22 protein-coding genes and 1 tRNA gene are annotated in these 18,170 nt (G+C 49.0%); 16 read left to right on the top strand and 7 right to left on the bottom strand.

Annotated features, from left to right (window positions below):
• Together IQ219_RS05465 and IQ219_RS05460 are read right to left on the bottom strand one after the other, a co-directional pair.
• Window positions 1-447: MBL fold metallo-hydrolase (locus IQ219_RS05465; RefSeq protein ID WP_194071966.1), on the bottom strand; the 447-nt coding region annotated here is incomplete at its 3' end.
• A gap of 100 nt (window positions 448-547) precedes the next feature.
• Window positions 548-769, bottom strand: coding sequence for a hypothetical protein (locus IQ219_RS05460; protein ID WP_194071965.1), 222 nt, complete (start codon window positions 767-769; stop codon window positions 548-550).
• A gap of 225 nt (window positions 770-994) precedes the next feature.
• Here IQ219_RS05460 and IQ219_RS05455 point away from each other — a divergent pair, with 225 nt between their 5' ends.
• Window positions 995-1,798, top strand: a complete 804-nt coding sequence (locus IQ219_RS05455) for a PspA/IM30 family protein (protein WP_194019258.1) — start codon at window positions 995-997, stop codon at window positions 1,796-1,798.
• Window positions 1,799-2,196: 398 nt separating this feature from the next.
• Here IQ219_RS05455 and rpsN read toward each other — a convergent pair whose 3' ends face one another.
• The 3 genes from rpsN to IQ219_RS05440 all read right to left on the bottom strand — a co-directional run bounded on the left by rpsN (window position 2,197) and on the right by IQ219_RS05440 (window position 3,816).
• On the bottom strand, window positions 2,197-2,499 hold the full coding sequence (gene rpsN, locus IQ219_RS05450; RefSeq protein ID WP_190598547.1) for a 30S ribosomal protein S14: 303 nt from the start codon (window positions 2,497-2,499) through the stop codon (window positions 2,197-2,199).
• Window positions 2,500-2,597: 98 nt separating this feature from the next.
• A tRNA-Arg gene (locus tag IQ219_RS05445) sits at window positions 2,598-2,670 on the bottom strand.
• Between the two features lie 54 nt (window positions 2,671-2,724).
• A complete protein-coding gene (locus IQ219_RS05440; RefSeq protein ID WP_228016729.1) occupies window positions 2,725-3,816 on the bottom strand; it encodes a pentapeptide repeat-containing protein in 1,092 nt (363 codons plus the stop codon).
• A 228-nt stretch (window positions 3,817-4,044) separates the two neighbouring features.
• On the opposite strand from IQ219_RS05440, the gene IQ219_RS05435 reads away from it, so the two are divergent.
• The 14 genes from IQ219_RS05435 to IQ219_RS05370 all read left to right on the top strand — a co-directional run bounded on the left by IQ219_RS05435 (window position 4,045) and on the right by IQ219_RS05370 (window position 16,612).
• Window positions 4,045-5,055, top strand: a complete 1,011-nt coding sequence (locus IQ219_RS05435; protein ID WP_194071964.1) for a PstS family phosphate ABC transporter substrate-binding protein — start codon at window positions 4,045-4,047, stop codon at window positions 5,053-5,055.
• A 161-nt stretch (window positions 5,056-5,216) separates the two neighbouring features.
• Complete coding sequence (gene pstS / locus IQ219_RS05430) at window positions 5,217-6,353, top strand: phosphate ABC transporter substrate-binding protein PstS (protein WP_194071963.1); 1,137 nt, start codon at window positions 5,217-5,219, stop codon at window positions 6,351-6,353.
• An 89-nt stretch (window positions 6,354-6,442) separates the two neighbouring features.
• Window positions 6,443-7,402: a phosphate ABC transporter permease subunit PstC gene (gene pstC, locus IQ219_RS05425; RefSeq protein ID WP_194071967.1), complete on the top strand. Its 960-nt coding sequence runs from the start codon at window positions 6,443-6,445 to the stop codon at window positions 7,400-7,402.
• A gap of 70 nt (window positions 7,403-7,472) precedes the next feature.
• Window positions 7,473-8,336, top strand: coding sequence for a phosphate ABC transporter permease PstA (gene pstA, locus IQ219_RS05420; protein ID WP_194019255.1), 864 nt, complete (start codon window positions 7,473-7,475; stop codon window positions 8,334-8,336).
• 25 nt (window positions 8,337-8,361) lie between these two features.
• A complete protein-coding gene (pstB, locus tag IQ219_RS05415) occupies window positions 8,362-9,171 on the top strand; it encodes a phosphate ABC transporter ATP-binding protein PstB (protein ID WP_194071962.1) in 810 nt (269 codons plus the stop codon).
• Window positions 9,172-9,323: 152 nt separating this feature from the next.
• Complete coding sequence (gene pstB, locus IQ219_RS05410; protein ID WP_194019253.1) at window positions 9,324-10,124, top strand: phosphate ABC transporter ATP-binding protein PstB; 801 nt, start codon at window positions 9,324-9,326, stop codon at window positions 10,122-10,124.
• Window positions 10,125-10,216: 92 nt separating this feature from the next.
• Window positions 10,217-10,705 (top strand): thioredoxin family protein, encoded by a 489-nt coding sequence (locus IQ219_RS05405; RefSeq protein ID WP_194071961.1) that lies wholly within the window; start codon window positions 10,217-10,219, stop codon window positions 10,703-10,705.
• A 190-nt stretch (window positions 10,706-10,895) separates the two neighbouring features.
• Window positions 10,896-11,723, top strand: a complete 828-nt coding sequence (locus IQ219_RS05400) for a cytochrome c biogenesis protein CcdA (protein WP_194071960.1) — start codon at window positions 10,896-10,898, stop codon at window positions 11,721-11,723.
• A 1-nt stretch (window position 11,724) separates the two neighbouring features.
• Complete coding sequence (locus IQ219_RS05395; RefSeq protein ID WP_194071959.1) at window positions 11,725-12,282, top strand: sigma-70 family RNA polymerase sigma factor; 558 nt, start codon at window positions 11,725-11,727, stop codon at window positions 12,280-12,282.
• 4 nt (window positions 12,283-12,286) lie between these two features.
• The gene (locus IQ219_RS05390; RefSeq protein WP_194019252.1) at window positions 12,287-13,090 is read left to right on the top strand and encodes an anti-sigma factor; all 804 of its coding nucleotides are present in this window, start codon (window positions 12,287-12,289) and stop codon (window positions 13,088-13,090) included.
• Window positions 13,091-13,433: 343 nt separating this feature from the next.
• Window positions 13,434-14,819: a cation:proton antiporter gene (locus IQ219_RS05385; protein ID WP_194071958.1), complete on the top strand. Its 1,386-nt coding sequence runs from the start codon at window positions 13,434-13,436 to the stop codon at window positions 14,817-14,819.
• Between the two features lie 302 nt (window positions 14,820-15,121).
• Window positions 15,122-15,316 (top strand): hypothetical protein, encoded by a 195-nt coding sequence (locus IQ219_RS05380; RefSeq protein ID WP_228016728.1) that lies wholly within the window; start codon window positions 15,122-15,124, stop codon window positions 15,314-15,316.
• Window positions 15,288-15,527, top strand: a complete 240-nt coding sequence (locus IQ219_RS20000; protein WP_228016727.1) for a PIN domain-containing protein — start codon at window positions 15,288-15,290, stop codon at window positions 15,525-15,527. The genes IQ219_RS05380 and IQ219_RS20000 overlap by 29 nt, the downstream gene beginning before the upstream one ends.
• Window positions 15,528-16,009: 482 nt before the next feature.
• Entirely contained in the window at window positions 16,010-16,612 is a 603-nt protein-coding gene (locus tag IQ219_RS05370; RefSeq protein WP_194071957.1) for a low-complexity tail membrane protein, read from the top strand.
• A 59-nt stretch (window positions 16,613-16,671) separates the two neighbouring features.
• On the opposite strand, the gene IQ219_RS05365 is transcribed toward IQ219_RS05370, so the two are convergent.
• Window positions 16,672-16,815 carry a hypothetical protein gene (locus tag IQ219_RS05365; RefSeq protein WP_194071956.1) on the bottom strand — a complete coding sequence of 48 codons (144 nt, stop codon included), beginning with the start codon at window positions 16,813-16,815 and terminating at the stop codon, window positions 16,672-16,674.
• Between IQ219_RS05365 and pheS the strand changes: the two genes are divergently transcribed.
• A complete protein-coding gene (gene pheS, locus IQ219_RS05360) occupies window positions 16,814-17,809 on the top strand; it encodes a phenylalanine--tRNA ligase subunit alpha (protein ID WP_194071955.1) in 996 nt (331 codons plus the stop codon). The genes IQ219_RS05365 and pheS overlap by 2 nt on opposite strands.
• Window positions 17,810-17,822: 13 nt before the next feature.
• Here pheS and IQ219_RS05355 read toward each other — a convergent pair whose 3' ends face one another.
• A complete protein-coding gene (locus tag IQ219_RS05355) occupies window positions 17,823-18,152 on the bottom strand; it encodes a hypothetical protein (RefSeq protein WP_190598562.1) in 330 nt (109 codons plus the stop codon).
• Window positions 18,153-18,170 lie beyond the last annotated feature (18 nt).

Here is an 18,170-nt window from a genome sequence, read left to right as displayed (position 1 = left end):
CCCCTCTCCATTCGGCAGTAAATGACGGCCAGTGAAAAGAATGCCGCCGTTTTCTCCCCAGTAATAGCAACTCGTACCGGGGGAATAGCCGGGAGTCCAGATGGCTGTGAGAGATGGGGCGATCGCCAATTTTTCCCGAAATCGACAAACTTTTACCCCTGGCAATAGGTAAGCTTCCTGTTCCTGCACCACCACCTGACAGCCCAACTTCTCCTGAATTGTTTTGACTTTGGGGCCATGGCCATCCCGATGGGTAAGGCATAGCCAGCGTACCGGGCCCTGTTGTTCCAACCACTCTTCAATGTCTTGATGCCAAGCCGGACAATCGATCAACACATTACCTTCCCCGGTGGTTAATAAATAGGCAGTGCCCCCTAGGGTGTCCCGGTTGGGAGCAAAACGGTACAGATTGGGCAGAATTTGACGGGGTAATTTGGCGATCGCCATGGAAAAATAGGTTACGTGTAGGGAATAATGACGGAAGAATTTAGAGGCTAGAGCAAAATCTTGCCAAGGGATTAAGGATACTGTTTAAGTCCAAGCCCAACTACTTTAACTGCTCAAGTTGTTTTTCCCTCATTTCACTGGGCTTTTTAATTTTTGGTTTAGGGGCCGCCCCTAATAATTTTTGATTAATTTGTTCCCTGGTGTTTTCACTGTAGCTAGCCCAAGGATCGGGCAAGAACATATCACCGATGCTAATAAACGCCAGACCAGCAATCACCGCCGGAATGGCAAGAGAGCGCAAAATTTTGAATAGACTCGCCATAACGCTATGCCTCCACCATCAAACATTGATTGGACTACCTGTGTCTCCATTGTAGGGTAGGGCACCAGGGCGAAAGCTACAAAACCGACTCCAAGGCTGTCTAGTGTCTGCGGGCTTGGTTTAAACTGGATCAACATAGGGCCAACTCCTTAGTCCCCCTTATGCGGACTTCTGTACAGACCCCCATTCGTTAACCCCCAGCGATTTTGAGAGGATAAGTAAGACATGGGATTATTTGACCGTCTAGGCCGCGTCGTCCGGGCTAACCTCAACGACCTCGTCAGTAAAGCTGAAGATCCAGAAAAAGTGCTGGAACAGGCCGTAATCGATATGCAAGAAGACCTGGTGCAACTCCGCCAGGCCGTTGCTCGCACGATCGCCGAGGAAAAACGAACCGAGCAACGACTTCACCAGGACACCCAGGAAGCAAAAAAATGGGAAGACCGGGCAAAATTAGCCCTGACTAATGGGGAAGAGAATCTGGCCAGGGAAGCTCTGGCCCGCAAGAAAAGTCTGACGGATACGGCGGCGGCATACCAAACCCAGCTGGCTCAACAAAAGACCATGTCGGAAAATTTGCGGCGCAATTTGGCGGCCCTAGAAGCAAAAATTTCCGAAGCAAAAACCAAGAAAAATATGCTACAAGCCAGGGCTAAGGCGGCCAAGGCTAATGCTGAACTACAGCAAACCCTGGGAGGCATAGGTACCAGCAGTGCCACCGGTGCCTTTGAACGAATGGAAAACAAGGTATTGGATATGGAAGCCACCTCCCAAGCCGCGGGAGAGTTGGCCGGCTTCGGCATCGAAAATCAATTTGCCCAGTTGGAGGCTAGCAGTGGGGTAGAAGATGAGTTGGCAGCCCTGAAAGCTTCCATGTCAGGTGGTGCATTACCTGGAACTTCCGCCGCTACGCCCCAACTTGAAGCATCCCCGGTTGATTCTTCTGTGCCGGCCAATAATGCAGGCCAAGATGATGCGGTGATTGACCAGGAATTGGATGATCTACGGCGTCGATTAAACGATCTGTAGGTCAGGCATTGGGCCCATTCCCACCCCCGTGTCATTACAGTTTGAGCAAAGGAAAACTTAACTGGGCGAAAACCTTATTGGTAAATCGTCCGGTTTCTTCCATTTCAATCCCCAGCAAAATAGTGGTCGATTGACTCCCAAAGGCGATCGCCGTTGAGATGCTTCCCTACAATTCCTGGGGAGATTAACTGAAATTGATTAGGCTTTACTGGTCAATACAAGTTGGCGACAAAAGCAAAAAATCCCCACAAAGTTGACATTGGGGGAAATTGCAAGATTGATAATCAAAATTTAAAGCAGCAACTCTAGTTACTGCGGTTAGACAGGCCAGGGCTAATCCCCATAAGTTATAAAAATGCGGATTAGCTCAAACAATTCTGCTGGCCATATTCAGAAAACTACCAGCTAGATTTGGTCACACCGGGGAGAAGGCCTTGGTGGGCCCATTCCCGCAGCACATTGCGGCAGAGGCCAAAATCCCGGTAGTAAGAACGGGGACGACCTGTGACTTTACAACGGTTGCGACGACGATTGGGTGCGCTATTGCGGGGTAAATCCTGCAATTTTTGGTGGACAGCTAATTTGTCTTCTAGGGTTTCAGCTTGACGGAATTCTTCTTTGAGCGCTTCCCGTTTAGCAGCATACTTTGCTACCAAGCGGCTACGACGCTTATCCCGCTCGATCATGGATTTTTTTGCCATCGGGGTTTAACTTTATTTCTTTAGTCTAAAATTGAGCAATCCCCATTGTATCACACAGCTTGGGGACAAAAAGAGCGAAAAAGGTTGATGAAATTAGACGAACACGGAGGGATTCGAACCCCCGACCCTCAGGACCGGAACCTGATGCTCTATCCACTGAGCTACGTGTCCACAATAAATAACTTGCTGATCTCCTCCCCTTAGGGAAATAAACCAGACCAGCTATCAGCGTAACATTTCCTGCACCGATTCGGAAGCTAACTGGGCCCCATTTTCCAACAACCAGGCTTGTTGACTGGCGGTGAGCCCTGGATTGTCGCCAAAATGCAAGTTTTCTACCCTTGCCCCGCTGAAATTGACGTTTTGGAGAGTAGCTCCCCGTAAATCCGCTCTCCTTAGGTCTGTGCCGATTAAATTTGCCACGGCTAAACTACTCTTGCGGAAGTCCCCCTGATGAAGGTTTGCTGCTTCAAGATAGGCTCCACTCAGGTCTGCCCCTCGAAAGTTAGTGCGGCGGAGATCGGCATTGCTCAGGTCGCTATCTGTAAGAATGGCTCCCCGGAAATTGCTGTCCATTAGTAGGCTGTTACTAAGGTCAATGCCGTTGAGGTTAGCGCCCACGAATTTGCCGCCGGCCAAGTCCCGTTGCGGATCCAAACCGACCAATTTTGCCAGAGCAAGGCAATCTAAATGGGGAGAATCAATGATCAAACCCAGGCGATCGCCAAGGTTACTGGTGTTTGCTTCGGTTAGGGTTTGATTATTTTCGATATCGTACAAAGGTTGCCAGGTAATTTGAGGATCAGCATCAGCTGACTTGGCCAAGAGCCATTGACCCCAACAAATGGCCGGAGCTAGGTAAGTTTCCGCCAAAAATTTCGCCAATAGGCGATCGGCAATGGCCAACTGATTCGGACTCAAATCCGGTGGCCAAAGACCTTGGGTTTCGGCGATCGCCACTTGCTGAGCATGCGCTTTGACTGCCGCTTGCAGTCGGCCCCATGGTTCAGTTAGGGCAATTTCAATATTGACGGTTTGGGGAGCAACACTCTCCGAGGTAAAAATTATCTCCTCAGAATTGAAGAAGTTTTGCCCATGGTCGGTGGTTGCACCTTCGGTCTGGACCGTTAAACCGACGCCCCGCAGCCAAAAACGTAGTTTCCCTCCCAACAGTGATAACCATTGGCCATTGGGTTGGGGAGTTAAAGTCAAAGCCAGATGTCCCTTCTCCCCCTGGGGATGCCAATGGAAATCCGCCCCTAAGGCCATCGCCGTAGCATGGGGGTTGGAAATTTCGCGGGGGGAAAAGGTCGCCATAGTCACAGAAATCAGCTTTTTTCTCAAGTCTAGGTTAATCGGGGCAAAAAGTCCCCTGGACGGACGCTAGGGCAAACACTGAACGGCTTAATCTTTAACCAAACCTTTACTAAGGCTTAACCTGCAACCACACTAGGCAACCTTAATATAAAAAAATGTTGATGGATGCCCTAAAGCCACCGTCAACGGCTAATCAAAATCGACCACCCTGGGGGCGGAGAAGTAAGAATGCTTGATTTACGTCGATTGAGCCGGGGCATTGTCCCTGTGGCTTTGCTCTTGCTGGGAATTTCTGCCTGTACACCATCCCAGACGAGCCAACCGATCGCCATTGATGGTTCTAGTACGGTTTATCCCATTACTGAGGCGATCGCCAAAGAGTACTTTGCAGGGCAGAATGCAGTGGCAATAACAGTGGAATTTTCCGGTACGGGGGGCGGTTTTAGGTCTTTTTGCGAAGGGAAAACAGACATCACTAACGCTTCTCGTCCCATTAATAGGGAAGAGATGAAATTATGTAATGACAACCAAGTGAGGTATGTGGAATTGCCCATTGCTTTTGATGCTATCACCGTAGTTGGTAATCCGAAAAATGATTGGCTCAATAGTTTAACCGTCGAAGAACTGAAGCGCATTTGGGAACCCGCCGCCGAGAAGACTCTGACCCGCTGGAACCAGGTCCGGCCTGAATTTCCTGACCAGCCCATTAATCTTTATTCCCCTGGTGAGGATTCTGGTACCTTTGACTACTTCACCGAGGCGATCGTCGGTCAAGCTGGAGCTAGTCGTCTTGATAGCTTAAAAAGTGAAGACGATGAAATTTTGGTGCAGGGCGTTGTCCAAGACCTTTATTCCCTAGGCTACTTTGGTTTTGCCTACTACGAAGCCCACACCAATGAGTTGAAGGCGATCGCGGTGGATGCGGGCAAAGGCCCGATTCTGCCCTCCCGGGAAACGGTGGAAAAATCTGAGTATCAGCCCCTATCCCGTCCCTTATTTATTTACGTCAACGCGACTAAAGCCCAGGAAAATCCTGCCCTGCGAGAATTTGTGGATTTTTATCTGGCCAATGCCCCTGCCACCGCTACCAAGGTTGGTTACATTCCCTTGCCGGAGGAAGCCTATAACCTAGGCAAAATTAGCTTCAACAAAGGAGAAGTAGGCACAGTCTTTGATGGCAAAAGTGTAATGGATCTCACAATTGGGGAGTTGTTGAAGAAACAAGCCTCCTTTGAGTGATAAGCAAGTGACAGGACTATCAGGGGCAAGTATGAGGAATTCCAAACAAAAAATCCGAATTCTATAGACCTTAACCTTGCCTTTACCATGGTCTGGCTTAATGACTGTATCATGAGCAACTGTTTAGCCAGATTATACAAATCCGCGTCGAGAAAACATCAATGACTACTTTCAAGCAAATTAAAAAGTTGTCCAAGCATTTAGTGCCCACAGCTTCTGTCCTGGCACTGACTGTTGGTCTGGCGGCCTGTGGCGGTGGTGGTGGTGACACAGCCCAAACCAGTGGTGGCGAGTCTACTGCCGCCGATGCTTTTGCCAATAAAGTTTCCTTGACCGGTGCCGGTGCTAGTTTTCCCGCTCCCCTCTACCAAGGTTGGTTTGTGGCCCTGAACCAGGCCGTCCCTAATCTGGAGGTCAACTATCAATCCGTGGGTAGTGGCGCCGGGGTAGAGCAGTTTATGACTAAAACCGTGGATTTTGGTGCCAGTGACGTGGCCATGGATGATGAAGAAATCGCCAAGATCAATGGTGAAGTGATTATGTTACCCATGACCGCCGGTAGTATTGTGATGGCTTACAATCTGCCTGGAGTTGAAGGGCTGAAGTTATCCCAAGAAAACCTCGCGGCCATTATGTTAGGCAATATCACCACCTGGAATGACCCCAAACTGGTGGCCGATAACCCCGATGTAACCTTGCCCGATCGCCCGATTACGGTGGTGCATCGTTCCGATGGTAGCGGTACAACAGCAGTTTTCACCATGAACTTGGCCGCCATGAGCCCCGAATTTAAAGAGACCATCGGCGAAGGTAAAACCGTAGAGTGGCCTACCAGTAAAGGTAAGTTCATTGGTGGTAAAGGCAATGAAGGGGTGACCGCTGCCATTCAGCAAAATGAAGGAGCCATTGGCTACATTGAGTATGGCTATGCCAGCAACAATAACCTGACCATGGCTAGCTTGCAGAACAAGGATGGACAGTTTGTGGTGCCCACCGATGCGAATGCTTCGGCGACCTTAGCGGCGGTGGAATTACCGCAAAATCTGCGGGAATTTATCACTAACCCCGCCGGGGCCGAATCCTATCCCATCGTGACCTACAGTTGGATGTTGCTTTATCCCCAGTACGCCGATGCGGAAAAGGCCAAGGGCATAGAGGCAATGGTGGAGTTTGGCTTGAATGAAGGTCAAACCATGGCCCCTGCATTGGGCTATGTACCCCTGCCCCAAAATGTGCGGGAAAAAGTGGCCGCCGCCGCTGACAAACTTTCCCCGGATTACACCATTACCCTCAAGTAATTTGATCTCAAATGCTGGGTGGGGAGGCGATCGCCATTGTTAATGCTGATCTTCCTTCCCATTTGCCTTTCCCATTTCCCCATTTTTCCATGACCACCGCGCCTGCGCCCTATTCCCGGACCAAGCCCCTGGCTTCCCGCTCCAATCTTGAGAAGAATTTGGAGAAGGCATTTAAGTATCTCACTTTAGCCTTTGCCGTTAGCATTGGTCTCATTTTGGTGGCGATCGCCTTACTAATTTTTTCCCAATCGTTGCCAGCGGTTAAAACTTTCGGCCTCGGCTTTGTCACCAATAACACTTGGAACCCGGTCACCAGCCAGTATGGGATCCTTGCCATTATGGTGGGTACGTTGGTCAACTCCGGCTTGGCTTTACTGCTGGCCATTCCCCTCGGCATAGGGACAGCACTGTTTTTAAGTGAGGATTTTATTCCCGCTAAGATCCGCACTGTTCTGACATTTATGGTGGAGTTGCTAGCGGCTATTCCCAGTGTGGTCTATGGGTTGTGGGGCATTTTCGTCATTATTCCCCTGATTAAGCCGGTGGGAATGTGGTTGAACGAATATTTTGGTTGGATTCCTTTATTTAGCACCAAGCCCGCTGGTCCCGGTATGTTACCCGCCAGTATTGTGCTGGCCATTATGATTTTGCCTATTATTACGGCGATCGCCAGGGATTCTTTGGCTTCATTGCCACCGGAATTGCGACAGGCTTCCCTGGGACTGGGGGCCACCCGTTGGGAAACTATTTTTCGGGTGCTAATCCCGGCTGCGTTCTCCGGCATTGTGGGGGGTATCATGTTGGCCCTCGGGCGGGCCATGGGGGAGACCATGGCGGTGACCATGATCATTGGTAACTCCAATCGCCTCAGTTGGTCGTTGTTGAACCCGGCGAATACCATTGCTTCCTTGTTGGCCAACCAGTTTGCCGAGGCTTCAGGCATGCAGGTTTCTGCGTTGATGTATGCGGGTTTTGTACTTATTGTTCTGACTTTCATTGTCAATGTTTTGGCCGAACTGATTGTTAACAAGGTTAAGGCCAAGTATTAGTTTTACCTGAAATTATTTTTGCTTAGTATTCCGTTTTGATTATTCCCTTCGGCCCTGGCCGCCCAAATCCATGACCGCCGTTAATCTCAAAAAGAAAAAGTCTGACCTGAGAACCCTCTTTGGTAACTCCATGACCGCCATATCGGGGGCTTGTCTATTGGCCACCGTTATTCCCCTGTTCGCGGTGTTGATTTTTGTCGCTATCCAGGGTTTCCGTAGCATCAACTTAAACCTCTTTGTGAAACTGCCGCCGGCCCCTGGTTTAAGCGGTGGCGGGGTGGGCAATGCCATCATCGGAACCTTCATAGTGGTGGCGATCGCCACGGTAATTTCCGTGCCCATTGGGGTGTTGAGTGCTGTCTACCTTTCAGAATTCAGTGGTGACAACCAAATTGCCAGGGCGGTGCGTTTTGCCACTAACCTGTTGAGCGGTATTCCCTCCATTATTGCGGGGGTATTTGCCTACGGTGCTCTGGTAGCTTCTCGTTTATTTGGTTTTTCTGCTATTGCCGGGGGAGTGGCCCTAGCGGTGTTGATGTTACCCACCATTATCCGTACCACGGACGAGGCGTTGCAAATTGTGCCCCAGGAAATTCGTTGGGCGGCCCTAGGGGTGGGAGCCTACCGCTATCAAACGGTTTTGTTTGTGGTTTTGCCTGCGGCCCTCTCCTCCATCATTACCGGGGTAACGTTGGCGATCGCCAGGGCCGCCGGAGAAACAGCGCCATTGATTTTCACTGCTCTGTATTCCAACTTCTGGCCCCGGGGATTAAAGGAACCCATCGCCACCCTCGCTGTATTGGTTTATAACTTTGCCTCGGTGCCCTACAAATCCCAGCAGGAACTGGCCTGGGCGGCCTCGTTATTGCTGGTGTTTTTGGTGCTGATTACCAACATCACAGCACGGTTCTTTACTCGGAAGAAGGCTTATTAGATACTGATTAAATTAGGAATCCACCATGAATGAATCCCCAGACCAGTCATTAATCCACAATATCCCCGTGTTTACTGTTCAAAACCTTGATGTTTATTACGGTAGTCACCGGGCAGTGCGGAATGTTTCTATGGCCATTCCCAAAAATAAAATTACTGCTTTCATTGGCCCCTCTGGATGCGGTAAAAGTACCATTCTGCGTTGCTTTAATCGTCTCAATGACCTGATTGAAAGTTTCCGTTTAGAAGGCAAGGTTTGCTACCACAACCAAGACCTCTATGCCTCTGACATTGACGTCACGGCGGTGCGCAAGAACATTGGCATGGTGTTCCAAAAGCCCAACCCTTTTCCCAAAACTATTTTTGACAACGTGGTTTATGGCGCTAGGGTGAATGGCTACAAAGGCAATTTAGAAGAATTGGCTGAAGATTCTCTGCGGCGGGCGGCCCTCTGGGATGAGGTGAAGGATAAATTAAAAGCCAGTGGCTTTTCCCTTTCCGGTGGTCAGCAACAACGCCTCTGCATTGCCCGGGCGATCGCCATGCAACCGGAGGTATTACTGATGGATGAACCCTGTTCTGCCCTGGACCCCATTTCCACCCTCAAGGTGGAAGAGTTGATGAATGAACTTAAGCAGAACTACACCATCATCATCGTTACCCACAACATGCAACAGGCCACCAGGGTGGCGGACTATACTGCTTTTTACAATGCTGAAGCCACGGAAAAAGGTAACAAAGTGGGCTACCTAGTGGAATTTGACCAAACGGGGAAAGTATTTGGCGATCCCCAAGAGCAGGAGACCAAGGATTATGTTAGTGGCCGCTTTGGTTAAATTGTTTGCTCCCCTTTATTGGTAGATTTTACCCCCATCGCAAGTTGGGCGCTTCACTCAGTCAAACTTTAAAAGCTTGGGGCTTTAGAACTGCCCAAACCTCTCTGTTATTAGCAACCAATTATTTTTAAATCTTAAAGAGGACATTAGTTATGGTAGTTTCCAATGGCGTGGCCACCAAGGGGGTGCTAGAAGCCCAGGGTGTTAACGTTTACTATGGCTCCCACCTGGCAGTCAAAAACTGTAATATTGCCATTCCCGAAAGGCGAGTAGTGGCCTTCATTGGCCCCTCCGGTTGCGGCAAGAGCACCATGCTCCGTTGTTTCAACCGCATGAATGACCTGGTGGCGATCGCCCGGGTAGAGGGGCGCATTACCTACCATGGTGCGGATATTTATGCTCCCACAGTGGACCCGGTGGGTTTACGTTGTTCCATTGGTATGGTGTTCCAAAAGGCCAATCCTTTTCCCAAATCCATTTACGAAAACATTGCTTGGGGAGCAAGGCTCAACAACTTTCAAGGGGACATGGACGAACTGGTGGAAACTTCCCTACGACGGGCGGCCCTCTGGGACGAGGTGAAGGATAAATTAAAGGCCAGTGGCTTTTCCCTTTCCGGTGGGCAACAACAACGCCTCTGCATTGCCCGGGCGATCGCCGTACAACCGGAGGTGATCCTAATGGATGAACCCTGTTCTGCCCTCGACCCCATTTCAACTCTGAAAATAGAAGGCTTAATGCACGAGCTAAAAGAGCAATTCACCATTGTGATTGTGACCCACAATATGCAACAGGCGTCCCGGGTTTCGGACTACACCGCCTTTTTCAATGTGGAATCGGTGGACAGGGGGGCTAAGGTCGGCAGTTTGGTGGAGTATGGCCCCACGGAAGAAATTTTCCAAAATCCGATGCAGGAGTCCACGCGGGATTATGTCAGTGGTCGTTTCGGTTAATTGAATCTAGTTGGTGAAATTCTGAAATTAAATAAATCCAAAAGCTGGGTCAGACGTGTATAGAAAGTGAACCTTACATTGAGGAACTTTCTGTGAAAACTACCCCATCCTTTTTAACTTCTACTTTGGCGATCGCCTTCCTTGGTGGTGCCCTCGGTGTGGCTTCGGTCAGCCTTTCCTCTCCCCAGGTCAGCGTTGCCCAAATGATGCAGACCCAGGCCCCCAAACCCCTTGCTCCTTCCCTCCAAGGCAAACCAGTGGTGGTGGATATCTATGCCACTTGGTGCCCCGGTTGTCAGACCATTGCCCCTACCCTTAGCCAATTGAAGAAGCAGTACCAGGGAAAAGTGAATTTTGTGGTACTGGATGTCTCGGACAAAAACACGACAAAAATGGCCGAAACCAAAGCCAAGCAGTTGGGGCTCACGACTTTCTTTGATGCCAATAAGACCCAAACCGCCACCGTTGCCATCATCGATCCCGCCACGGGCATGGTCATCCAACAATTTCGTAAAAATGCCAATGCCTCGGACTACACCAAGGTAATTGATGGGGCAATCTCCAGAATGGCAAAAAAATAGTTGATGCCGAGGGCGTTAATCTTTAAATGCCCTCCTTTCTTTTGGCGTAACTTTACCCGTTTTCCGACCTGGGGTCACTTAAGCTCTGGCAACCTTGGGGACTTCGCAAAAATATTTCCTCTCCACTGGGGGCGAAGTTGGTTTGGCCGGCCTCTGCTTTGCTCCTTGATAACCAAATTCTGGAATCGCCATGTTAAACCGTGCCCGTCGTTACTTTTCCCCCACGGCCCCCTGGGCGTTTTGTCTGATTTTATTCCTTGGGGCCCTGTCCTTAGTTGTACTCACCCATCAATGGGTTCCCCTGACAGCAGGATTGGATCATTTCATTGCCGCCGTTGAAAATCATTACCAGCAATGGTTTGACCAGCAAAATACTAGTAATCCCCTGATATTGTTACCCCTGGCTTTTTTCGGGGGACTGCTAGCTAGTTTCTCCCCCTGTATTTTGGCTTTGTTGCCGGTGAATCTGAGCTATATTGGCACTCTCCAAGTCACTTCCCGCCGCCAAGCCCTGGTCAAAGCTAGTTTATTTGTCTTGGGTACAGTGATTGTGCTCAGCTTATTTGGCTTAGTTTCCGCCTTTGCCACCGCCGTTATTGTGGATTTCAAGGGTTACGTCCATTTGGCGATCGGGACCATTATTCTGGCCATGGGATTAAGTTTTGCTGGGCTAATCCACTTACCCTTACCCCGGACCCAAATTAGTTTGCCCGTGGCCGGGCCCCTAGGGGTGGGCATGACCTTTGCTTTGGTGAGTTCTCCCTGTGCCAGTCCGGTATTATTTGCCGTGTTGGCCGCTGCTTCTGCCACCGGTTCCCAGAGCCTAAGTGTGGTGACCATGGTTTTCTATGCTCTGGGTTACACCGCCGTTATTTTCCTAGCTAGCTTGTTCACTGGTCTGATCAAACAGAGCCGGACTTTATTAAAACACTCCTACTGGGTTACGGGACTTGGTAGTGCATTCCTGATGTTGGCGGGGGGATATTATCTGCTCACGGGACTGGGTTGGTTTTTCTAATATGCAAGTTGTGGTGCAGGATGACGGAGAAATTATGGCGGCGGCGCAACGGGGAGATTCCTTGGCCCTCGGAATTCTCTATAACCGCTACGGTGCAGTGGTTTATCGTTTAGCTCTGCGGATACTGCAACGCTCCCAGGATGCGGAGGATTTAACCCAGGAAATTTTCCTTGGCTTAGAAACCACTACTCCCTATAACCCCCAACGAGGAAATCTACTCAATTTTTTGCTGACCCTCACCCGTTCCCGGGCCCTGAACCGAATTCGCCAAGGTCAGAGTCGGGGGCGGCTTTTAAAAGCTTGTCAACACAACCATTTAACGAATGTTCCCAATTTACCCATGGAAAACGCTGCTTTGTCTGAGATGTCCCAACGGGTAGCGTCCGCTTTGGAGACCTTGCCCCCTAACCAACGGCAGGTGCTAGAACTGGCTTACTATGAAGGACTAAGTCAGTCGGAAATTACCCAAAAATTGGACATTCCCCTCGGTACGGTTAAAAGTCGTTCCCGTCAGGGGTTATTAAAGCTAAAAAATTTATTACAGGATCTTGTGGAGTGAACCGATGGAATCCCTAAACCCGATCGCCGTGCAGGAATTATTGGCGGGCTATGTGCTAGAAGATTTAACCCCAGCGGAGCAGGCCCAGGTGGAGGAAATGTTAAGTCAAAATCCGGCTTTAGTACAAGAAGTTGAACAACTGCGGGCCACCCTCAATCTTTTGCCCTTGGGACTATCTTCCGCCGACGTCCCCCCTCCCCTCCTACTTTCCCCATCTCCGGTTAATCAGTTTTCTCCATCAGTAATTAAATCCACCCCCAAGTTTCCCTGGGGAAAAATTGCTTTGGGCGGTTTACTAGCCACGGCGATCGCCGGTTTAAGCTGGCAAAATTATCGACTACATCAACAGCTAGCCACCATTGAGCAAACCAATCAGACATTGCAACAGGTGCTTGATTCCCAGGGGGACCAACAACAAACCCAACAATTATCGACCTATCGCCAGGTGGTCAACCTTCTCCAGGAACCGAACCAAAACTTTTTGACCCTGCGGGCTACCCAAGCCACATCCCAGGCCACAGGCAGTTTAATTGTGGGGGCGGAAAGTGCTTCTGCCCTACTAGTGCTGAAGGATGTCCCTCCGACTACGGATGGCAAATTTTATCAACTTTGGGCTGTGATCGATGGCAAAAAAGTACCATGTCGTTCCTTTCTACCCAATGCCCAAGGGGAAGTTTTGCTAGAGATTCCTTTTGAAAAATGGTTTTCCGCCTCGGAAGTGATGGTCACCGAGGAAAAAGAAGGCTCTCTCCGTCAACCCCGGGGGGAAATGGTGATCCAGGGCCAGCAAATGCCTTTCCAATCCTGAGGTGAGGACACTTGGCAAAACTAAAATCGCTTGCCTCGCAGCCTTTTATCAGCCTCTTTATTTCTAGACTTAAACAAATTTAAGGATAGGATTATCGTGCTAAGTCAGTCTACTAAAACCCGTACTCAAATAAGGGGGGGGTTTAACTGCGACACCTCAATTTTTCAGATGAATTTCAAAAGCAAGAATTATAGTTAATGGTAACTTCTATTGACCTTTACCCCTGGTCTGGAGTGAAAATATCTATCTTAATGAATGGTTTGGATTATATTTTCAGAGTCCTACGCCACTAAAAATTGGGGAGCTTTTGCCTTATCCTGCTTAGAGATGACATCCAATGTAAATGTTTATGAACCCATTGCTCCCTCCCCTGTGGCCAATGATTGCCACCGCCGTAGAAACAGAAACGGAAATAGCTCCATTGGTATTGGCCGGGGTGCTCCTCAGCCTGGTGGTAGTCTATTTTGCTAGCAAGTTGGGCGGGGAAGTTTGTCTCCGACTCAATCTGCCGCCAGTGCTAGGAGAATTGGTGGGGGGCGTGTTAGTGGGGGTTTCTGCCCTGAAACTATTGTTATTTCCCGAAGGAGGCCTGGCCCCCGAAGATTCCCTGGTTATTCAACTGTTGATGGGGTCGGCGGATTTATCCGCGGAAGCGGCGGCATCGGTCTTCAGTGCCCAGAGTGAGGTAATCTCGGTCATTTCTGAGTTGGGGGTCATTATTCTCCTATTCGGAATTGGTTTGGAGTCTAACCTCAAGGAACTGATTCGGGTGGGCCCCCAGGCGGCGATCGTGGCAGTGGTGGGGGTAGTAACTCCCTTCAGTTTAGGCACCATTGGCCTGATGACCATTTTTGGGGTGGCGGCCATTCCAGCAATTTTTGCCGGGGCAGCCCTAACGGCCACTAGTATTGGTATCACTGCAAAGGTATTAGCGGAGATTAACCGCCTAAGTTCCAATGAAGGCCAGATCATTATTGGGGCAGCAGTGTTGGACGATATCCTCGGCATTATTGTCCTGGCGGTGGTGGGTAGCTTGGTAAAAACTGGGGAAATCCAAATCAGCAATATCATCTACTTAATCCTTAGTGCCACCGGTTTTGTGGTGGGTTCAATTCTAATTGGTCGCCTGCTCAGTCCCTTCTATGTCAGCCTAGTCAACCGCATGAAAACCAGGGGTCAGTTGCTTCTGGTATCCATTTGTGTGGCGTTTGTGCTTTCCTACATTGCCCAAATTGTCCAGTTAGAGGCGATTTTGGGTTCCTTCGCGGCGGGGTTAATCCTGGCTGAAACGGAAAAGCGGGAAGATTTGGAAGAACAAATTTTGCCCCTGGCGGACTTTTTCGTGCCAGTATTTTTTGTCTGTGTGGGGGCTAAGACGGATGTCAGTGTGCTCAACCCCGCTGTGCCTGCTAACCGAGAGGGTTTGATTATTGCTGCCTTTTTAATTGTGGTGGCGATCGTGGGTAAGGTGGTTACTGGTTTTACCCTGTTTGGTAAGTCGGAATTGAACAAACTGGCGATCGGGGTGGGTATGATTCCCCGGGGAGAAGTTGGTCTAGTTTTTGCCGGGGTAGGGGCTGCCAGTGGAGCTTTGGATCCGGCCACCGATGCCGCCATTATTGTGATGGTCATTGTTACTACGTTTGTGGCCCCCCCTTGGCTACGGGCTGTGTTTGAAGGCGCCAAAAAGGAGGAAGCTCAGGAAAAGCCGGTTCCCACTCCAGAGTAATTAGTCGCAACCCAGATTTATCCTAGATTTATTTTTATCCCCGAGGCTTCTCTGGTAAGCTTTTCGGGGGTTCCCAGTTTGGGGAAGAATCCTTGCTAGAATCATGGTTGACAAGCATGATTAAACTAATTTTCAATATTGCTGAGATCAAATTTTAATTGGACCCATCAGAGCAAAACTGAATAGTCTTGAGTAATGCCAAGGCATTACTGGTGGATTACAGGGAAATGTTTTGAGTATCCTATAAGAGTAAGTTTATGGAGACCCTAATTACAGAAGAAGTTATCAAATAATTAAGGGCTATGCCTCAGCATTTGCAATGGCAGGTAGTGGAATTTGTTCAAAGACTAAAAAAAACACAAATTCAAGGAACACCAGGACAACAATTGTTACATTTTGCTGGCTCTATTAACGCCGAAGCTCTTCAGTTAATGTGTCAAGCTATTAAACAAGATTGTGGACAGATTGATGTCGATCAATGGCAAGTTTGTGCTTGATATAAATATCATTATTGCTCTTTTTGCGGATGAAATAATGGTGAAGAAAAAGCTTATTACAGCCAATGAAATTTTTATTCCAAGTATTGTCATTGGTGAATTATGTTACGGTGCCATAACATCCGGAAGAGTCCAAGCCAATTTGGAAAGAGTGAGTGAATTAATTGCCAATGGCACAGTATTATCCTGTGACGCTGAAACAGCCTGGTAATATGAAAAAATTAAGCATAAGTTAAAGCTCAAAGGTCGTTCATTAACGGAGAATAATATTTGAACTGCCGCCCTTGGACTACAACACAATATGATTTTAATAACAAGGGATGCTCACTTTCAGGCGATAGAAAATTTAGAAGTAGTGGCGTGGTGAAAACATGCTGAAATATAATTTCAACTCGATTCGTCAAAATAAAACTGAGTGGCCTTGAAGTTAAACTTAACGGTTGGTGTACTTATTAAACTCGTCAGTCTTGACAATCTTAAAAAAATAAACTGGCTTCTGGGCGATGCTAAGAGCCAGTAGACCTGGAAAAACTAAAGGATAGTTAGAGCAATCACTGTGACCACATTCTTCCAATCAGTATTTCCAAGAACTTTAGAAAAATGACCTATCCCTAAAGCTCGAAGCCAGGGCAGTTTGGTATTATTGAACACAGTGCAGTACGACTACCAGACTACCAGTTAGGCATTAAAATCATGGGCGCATCTTTTCGGGCAGAACCATTTCTCTGGATTCATTTGGCGGGGATTGTGGTGGTGCCGTTGGCCCTCCTGACCATGATGCTGGGTTTAGCGCTGGGGACGCCCTTTTCTGTTTATGGTGTGGAACTGATTTTCTTGATTGCGGTGGGCTGGTTGCCGGTAATGGTGATGCAATGGTTTAAGCCCTTTGAGATTTTCAGTTTGCTGATCATTGCCCTGCGCCCCGATAGTTTGAGGGAAGACCAACTGCGGATTTTAAGTTTGTTTAAACGGGGCCAACAACGGTGGATTACTTTGCTGGGGGGACTGATTGGCCTTGGTTTATTGTGGTTGGTTTATTACTATGCCCCGATCGCCTATCCTTGGGTAACGGATTTGCCCCAAATTCGTTTGGCGGGCCTTGGGCTGGGGGCGATCGCCTATTTGATGGCCAATTTATTTTTGCAGGTGCCCCTGAGTGTGCTAGGGGTATTATCCACAAGCCAGGCTAATTTTGCTGAGGCCACTCCTCTGGAAGCGAATGAGATCAAACAACAGTTCACCATTCCCGGCATTAAGTTACGGCAAATTCCTTTGGTGCCCAGAATTGAGTCCTGATGGGCGAGAATTTCCGTTCTCCGTTGGGTTAGAATCGGTAGCGGGCAATTTTCCTGGGATTAGGCCACGTTGGTCTTGACCATGGCCAAGGGAAAAACCATAGTCCCCTGTTGATTAACCTGACCAGCGGTAATCAGTATTTGATCCATCTCTATTAACAAGGCCTTTGCTAGGGCAAAACTACGAGACCCATATTTTTCCATGACTATTTCTTTGGAAGCCGATTTAAAATCCCTACAACAATCTGCCCAGGCGGCGATTAACGGTTGTGACGACCTGGATGGGTTGGACAAATTGCGGGTGCAATACTTGGGGAAAAAAGGGGAATTGTCCCTCATCCTGAAAGGTATGGGCAAACTTTCTGCGGAGGAAAGGCCAATCCTTGGGGCGATCGCCAATGAAGTGAAGGAAGCTTTGCAACAGGATTTGGAATGCCGCAAAACTAACCTACAAAATGCGGCGATCGAGGCTCAGCTAGCAGCGGAAACTTTGGATGTGACCATGGCGGGCAGTTACCGTCCCCAGGGCCGTCGCCATCCCCTCAATAGCACCGTTGACCGCGTGTTGGATATTTTTGTTGGTTTGGGCTACACCGTCGCCACGGGGCCCCAGGTGGAAACGGATTATTACAATTTTGAAGCGTTAAATATTCCTGCTGACCACCCGGCCCGGGATATGCAAGATACCTTCTTTTTGAAAGATGGGCGTCTGCTGCGCACCCACACTTCACCGGTGCAAATTCGTTATATGGAAAAGCATGATCCCCCCATTCGCATTGTTGCCCCTGGTCGGGTTTATCGGCGGGATACGGTGGATGCTACCCACTCTGCTGTGTTCCATCAAGTGGAACTGCTGGCGATCGATAAAGGTTTAGCTTTTACTCATTTGAAAGGCACCATTCAAGCGTTCATCAAGCAAATGTTTGGGGAAGCGTTGCCGATTCGTTTTCGGGCAAGTTACTTTCCTTTCACCGAACCCTCGGCGGAAGTGGATGTGCAATGGCAGGGTAAATGGCTAGAGGTGATGGGCTGTGGCATGGTGGATCCCAACGTTATGAAGGCAGTGGGCTATGACCCAGAGGTTTACACTGGCTTTGCGGCAGGCTTTGGGGTGGAGAGGTTTGCCATGGTGCTACACCAAATTGACGATATTCGCCGGCTGTATAACAGCGACCTCCGCTTTCTGCGCCAGTTTTAAGGTTGATCGACTTTTAACGCTGGGGAACGTTGAGGGATGGGGACGTTGATCCCGGCTCAAGTTCCACGCAGGAATTGGTATCTTTAAGTACCATTCTCAGTAGTAGGGCCTGGATTACCAACAGGCCACAGGCGGCCCCTATGAGTAAATACCAGTACTGCCAAGCCAGTTTCCTTAAGGTTTGGGCCACTGCGTCAGCAATGATTCTTTCCAGATGATCGCTGGTCAATTCTTTATGGACAATTTTTTCTAGCTGGCCATAGAACTTATCGGTGGTCTGACGCACTGTTTCGTTGACTTGATTACTAATGGCCGTTTCTACTTTGTGGAGGGGATTTTCCATGGATTTAGAGTACTAGAG

Origin of the sequence: Synechocystis sp. LEGE 06083, assembly GCF_015207725.1 — a bacterium.
Lineage (GTDB): Bacteria > Cyanobacteriota > Cyanobacteriia > Cyanobacteriales > Microcystaceae > Synechocystis > Synechocystis salina.
This window is presented reverse-complemented; position numbering and strand designations above follow the sequence as displayed.

What these genes read in the sequence shown, in the direction of transcription:
- IQ219_RS05395 (WP_194071959.1), top strand. Translation starts at nt 11,725, where the DNA reads ATGCAAGTTGTGGTGCAGGATGACGGAGAAATTATGGCGGCGGCGCAA.
- IQ219_RS05385 (WP_194071958.1), top strand. Translation starts at nt 13,434, where the DNA reads ATGTTTATGAACCCATTGCTCCCTCCCCTGTGGCCAATGATTGCCACC.
- pheS (WP_194071955.1), top strand. Translation starts at nt 16,814, where the DNA reads ATGACTATTTCTTTGGAAGCCGATTTAAAATCCCTACAACAATCTGCC.
- pstC (WP_194071967.1), top strand. Translation starts at nt 6,443, where the DNA reads ATGACCACCGCGCCTGCGCCCTATTCCCGGACCAAGCCCCTGGCTTCC.
- IQ219_RS05400 (WP_194071960.1), top strand. Translation starts at nt 10,896, where the DNA reads ATGTTAAACCGTGCCCGTCGTTACTTTTCCCCCACGGCCCCCTGGGCG.
- pstS (WP_194071963.1), top strand. Translation starts at nt 5,217, where the DNA reads ATGACTACTTTCAAGCAAATTAAAAAGTTGTCCAAGCATTTAGTGCCC.
- IQ219_RS05370 (WP_194071957.1), top strand. Translation starts at nt 16,010, where the DNA reads ATGGGCGCATCTTTTCGGGCAGAACCATTTCTCTGGATTCATTTGGCG.
- pstB (WP_194071962.1), top strand. Translation starts at nt 8,362, where the DNA reads ATGAATGAATCCCCAGACCAGTCATTAATCCACAATATCCCCGTGTTT.
- pstA (WP_194019255.1), top strand. Translation starts at nt 7,473, where the DNA reads ATGACCGCCGTTAATCTCAAAAAGAAAAAGTCTGACCTGAGAACCCTC.
- IQ219_RS05365 (WP_194071956.1), bottom strand. Translation starts at nt 16,815, where the DNA reads ATGGAAAAATATGGGTCTCGTAGTTTTGCCCTAGCAAAGGCCTTGTTA.
- IQ219_RS05390 (WP_194019252.1), top strand. Translation starts at nt 12,287, where the DNA reads ATGGAATCCCTAAACCCGATCGCCGTGCAGGAATTATTGGCGGGCTAT.
- pstB (WP_194019253.1), top strand. Translation starts at nt 9,324, where the DNA reads ATGGTAGTTTCCAATGGCGTGGCCACCAAGGGGGTGCTAGAAGCCCAG.
- rpsN (WP_190598547.1), bottom strand. Translation starts at nt 2,499, where the DNA reads ATGGCAAAAAAATCCATGATCGAGCGGGATAAGCGTCGTAGCCGCTTG.
- IQ219_RS05380 (WP_228016728.1), top strand. Translation starts at nt 15,122, where the DNA reads ATGCCTCAGCATTTGCAATGGCAGGTAGTGGAATTTGTTCAAAGACTA.
- IQ219_RS20000 (WP_228016727.1), top strand. Translation starts at nt 15,288, where the DNA reads ATGTCGATCAATGGCAAGTTTGTGCTTGATATAAATATCATTATTGCT.
- IQ219_RS05460 (WP_194071965.1), bottom strand. Translation starts at nt 769, where the DNA reads ATGGCGAGTCTATTCAAAATTTTGCGCTCTCTTGCCATTCCGGCGGTG.
- IQ219_RS05435 (WP_194071964.1), top strand. Translation starts at nt 4,045, where the DNA reads ATGCTTGATTTACGTCGATTGAGCCGGGGCATTGTCCCTGTGGCTTTG.
- IQ219_RS05355 (WP_190598562.1), bottom strand. Translation starts at nt 18,152, where the DNA reads ATGGAAAATCCCCTCCACAAAGTAGAAACGGCCATTAGTAATCAAGTC.
- IQ219_RS05455 (WP_194019258.1), top strand. Translation starts at nt 995, where the DNA reads ATGGGATTATTTGACCGTCTAGGCCGCGTCGTCCGGGCTAACCTCAAC.
- IQ219_RS05440 (WP_228016729.1), bottom strand. Translation starts at nt 3,816, where the DNA reads ATGGCGACCTTTTCCCCCCGCGAAATTTCCAACCCCCATGCTACGGCG.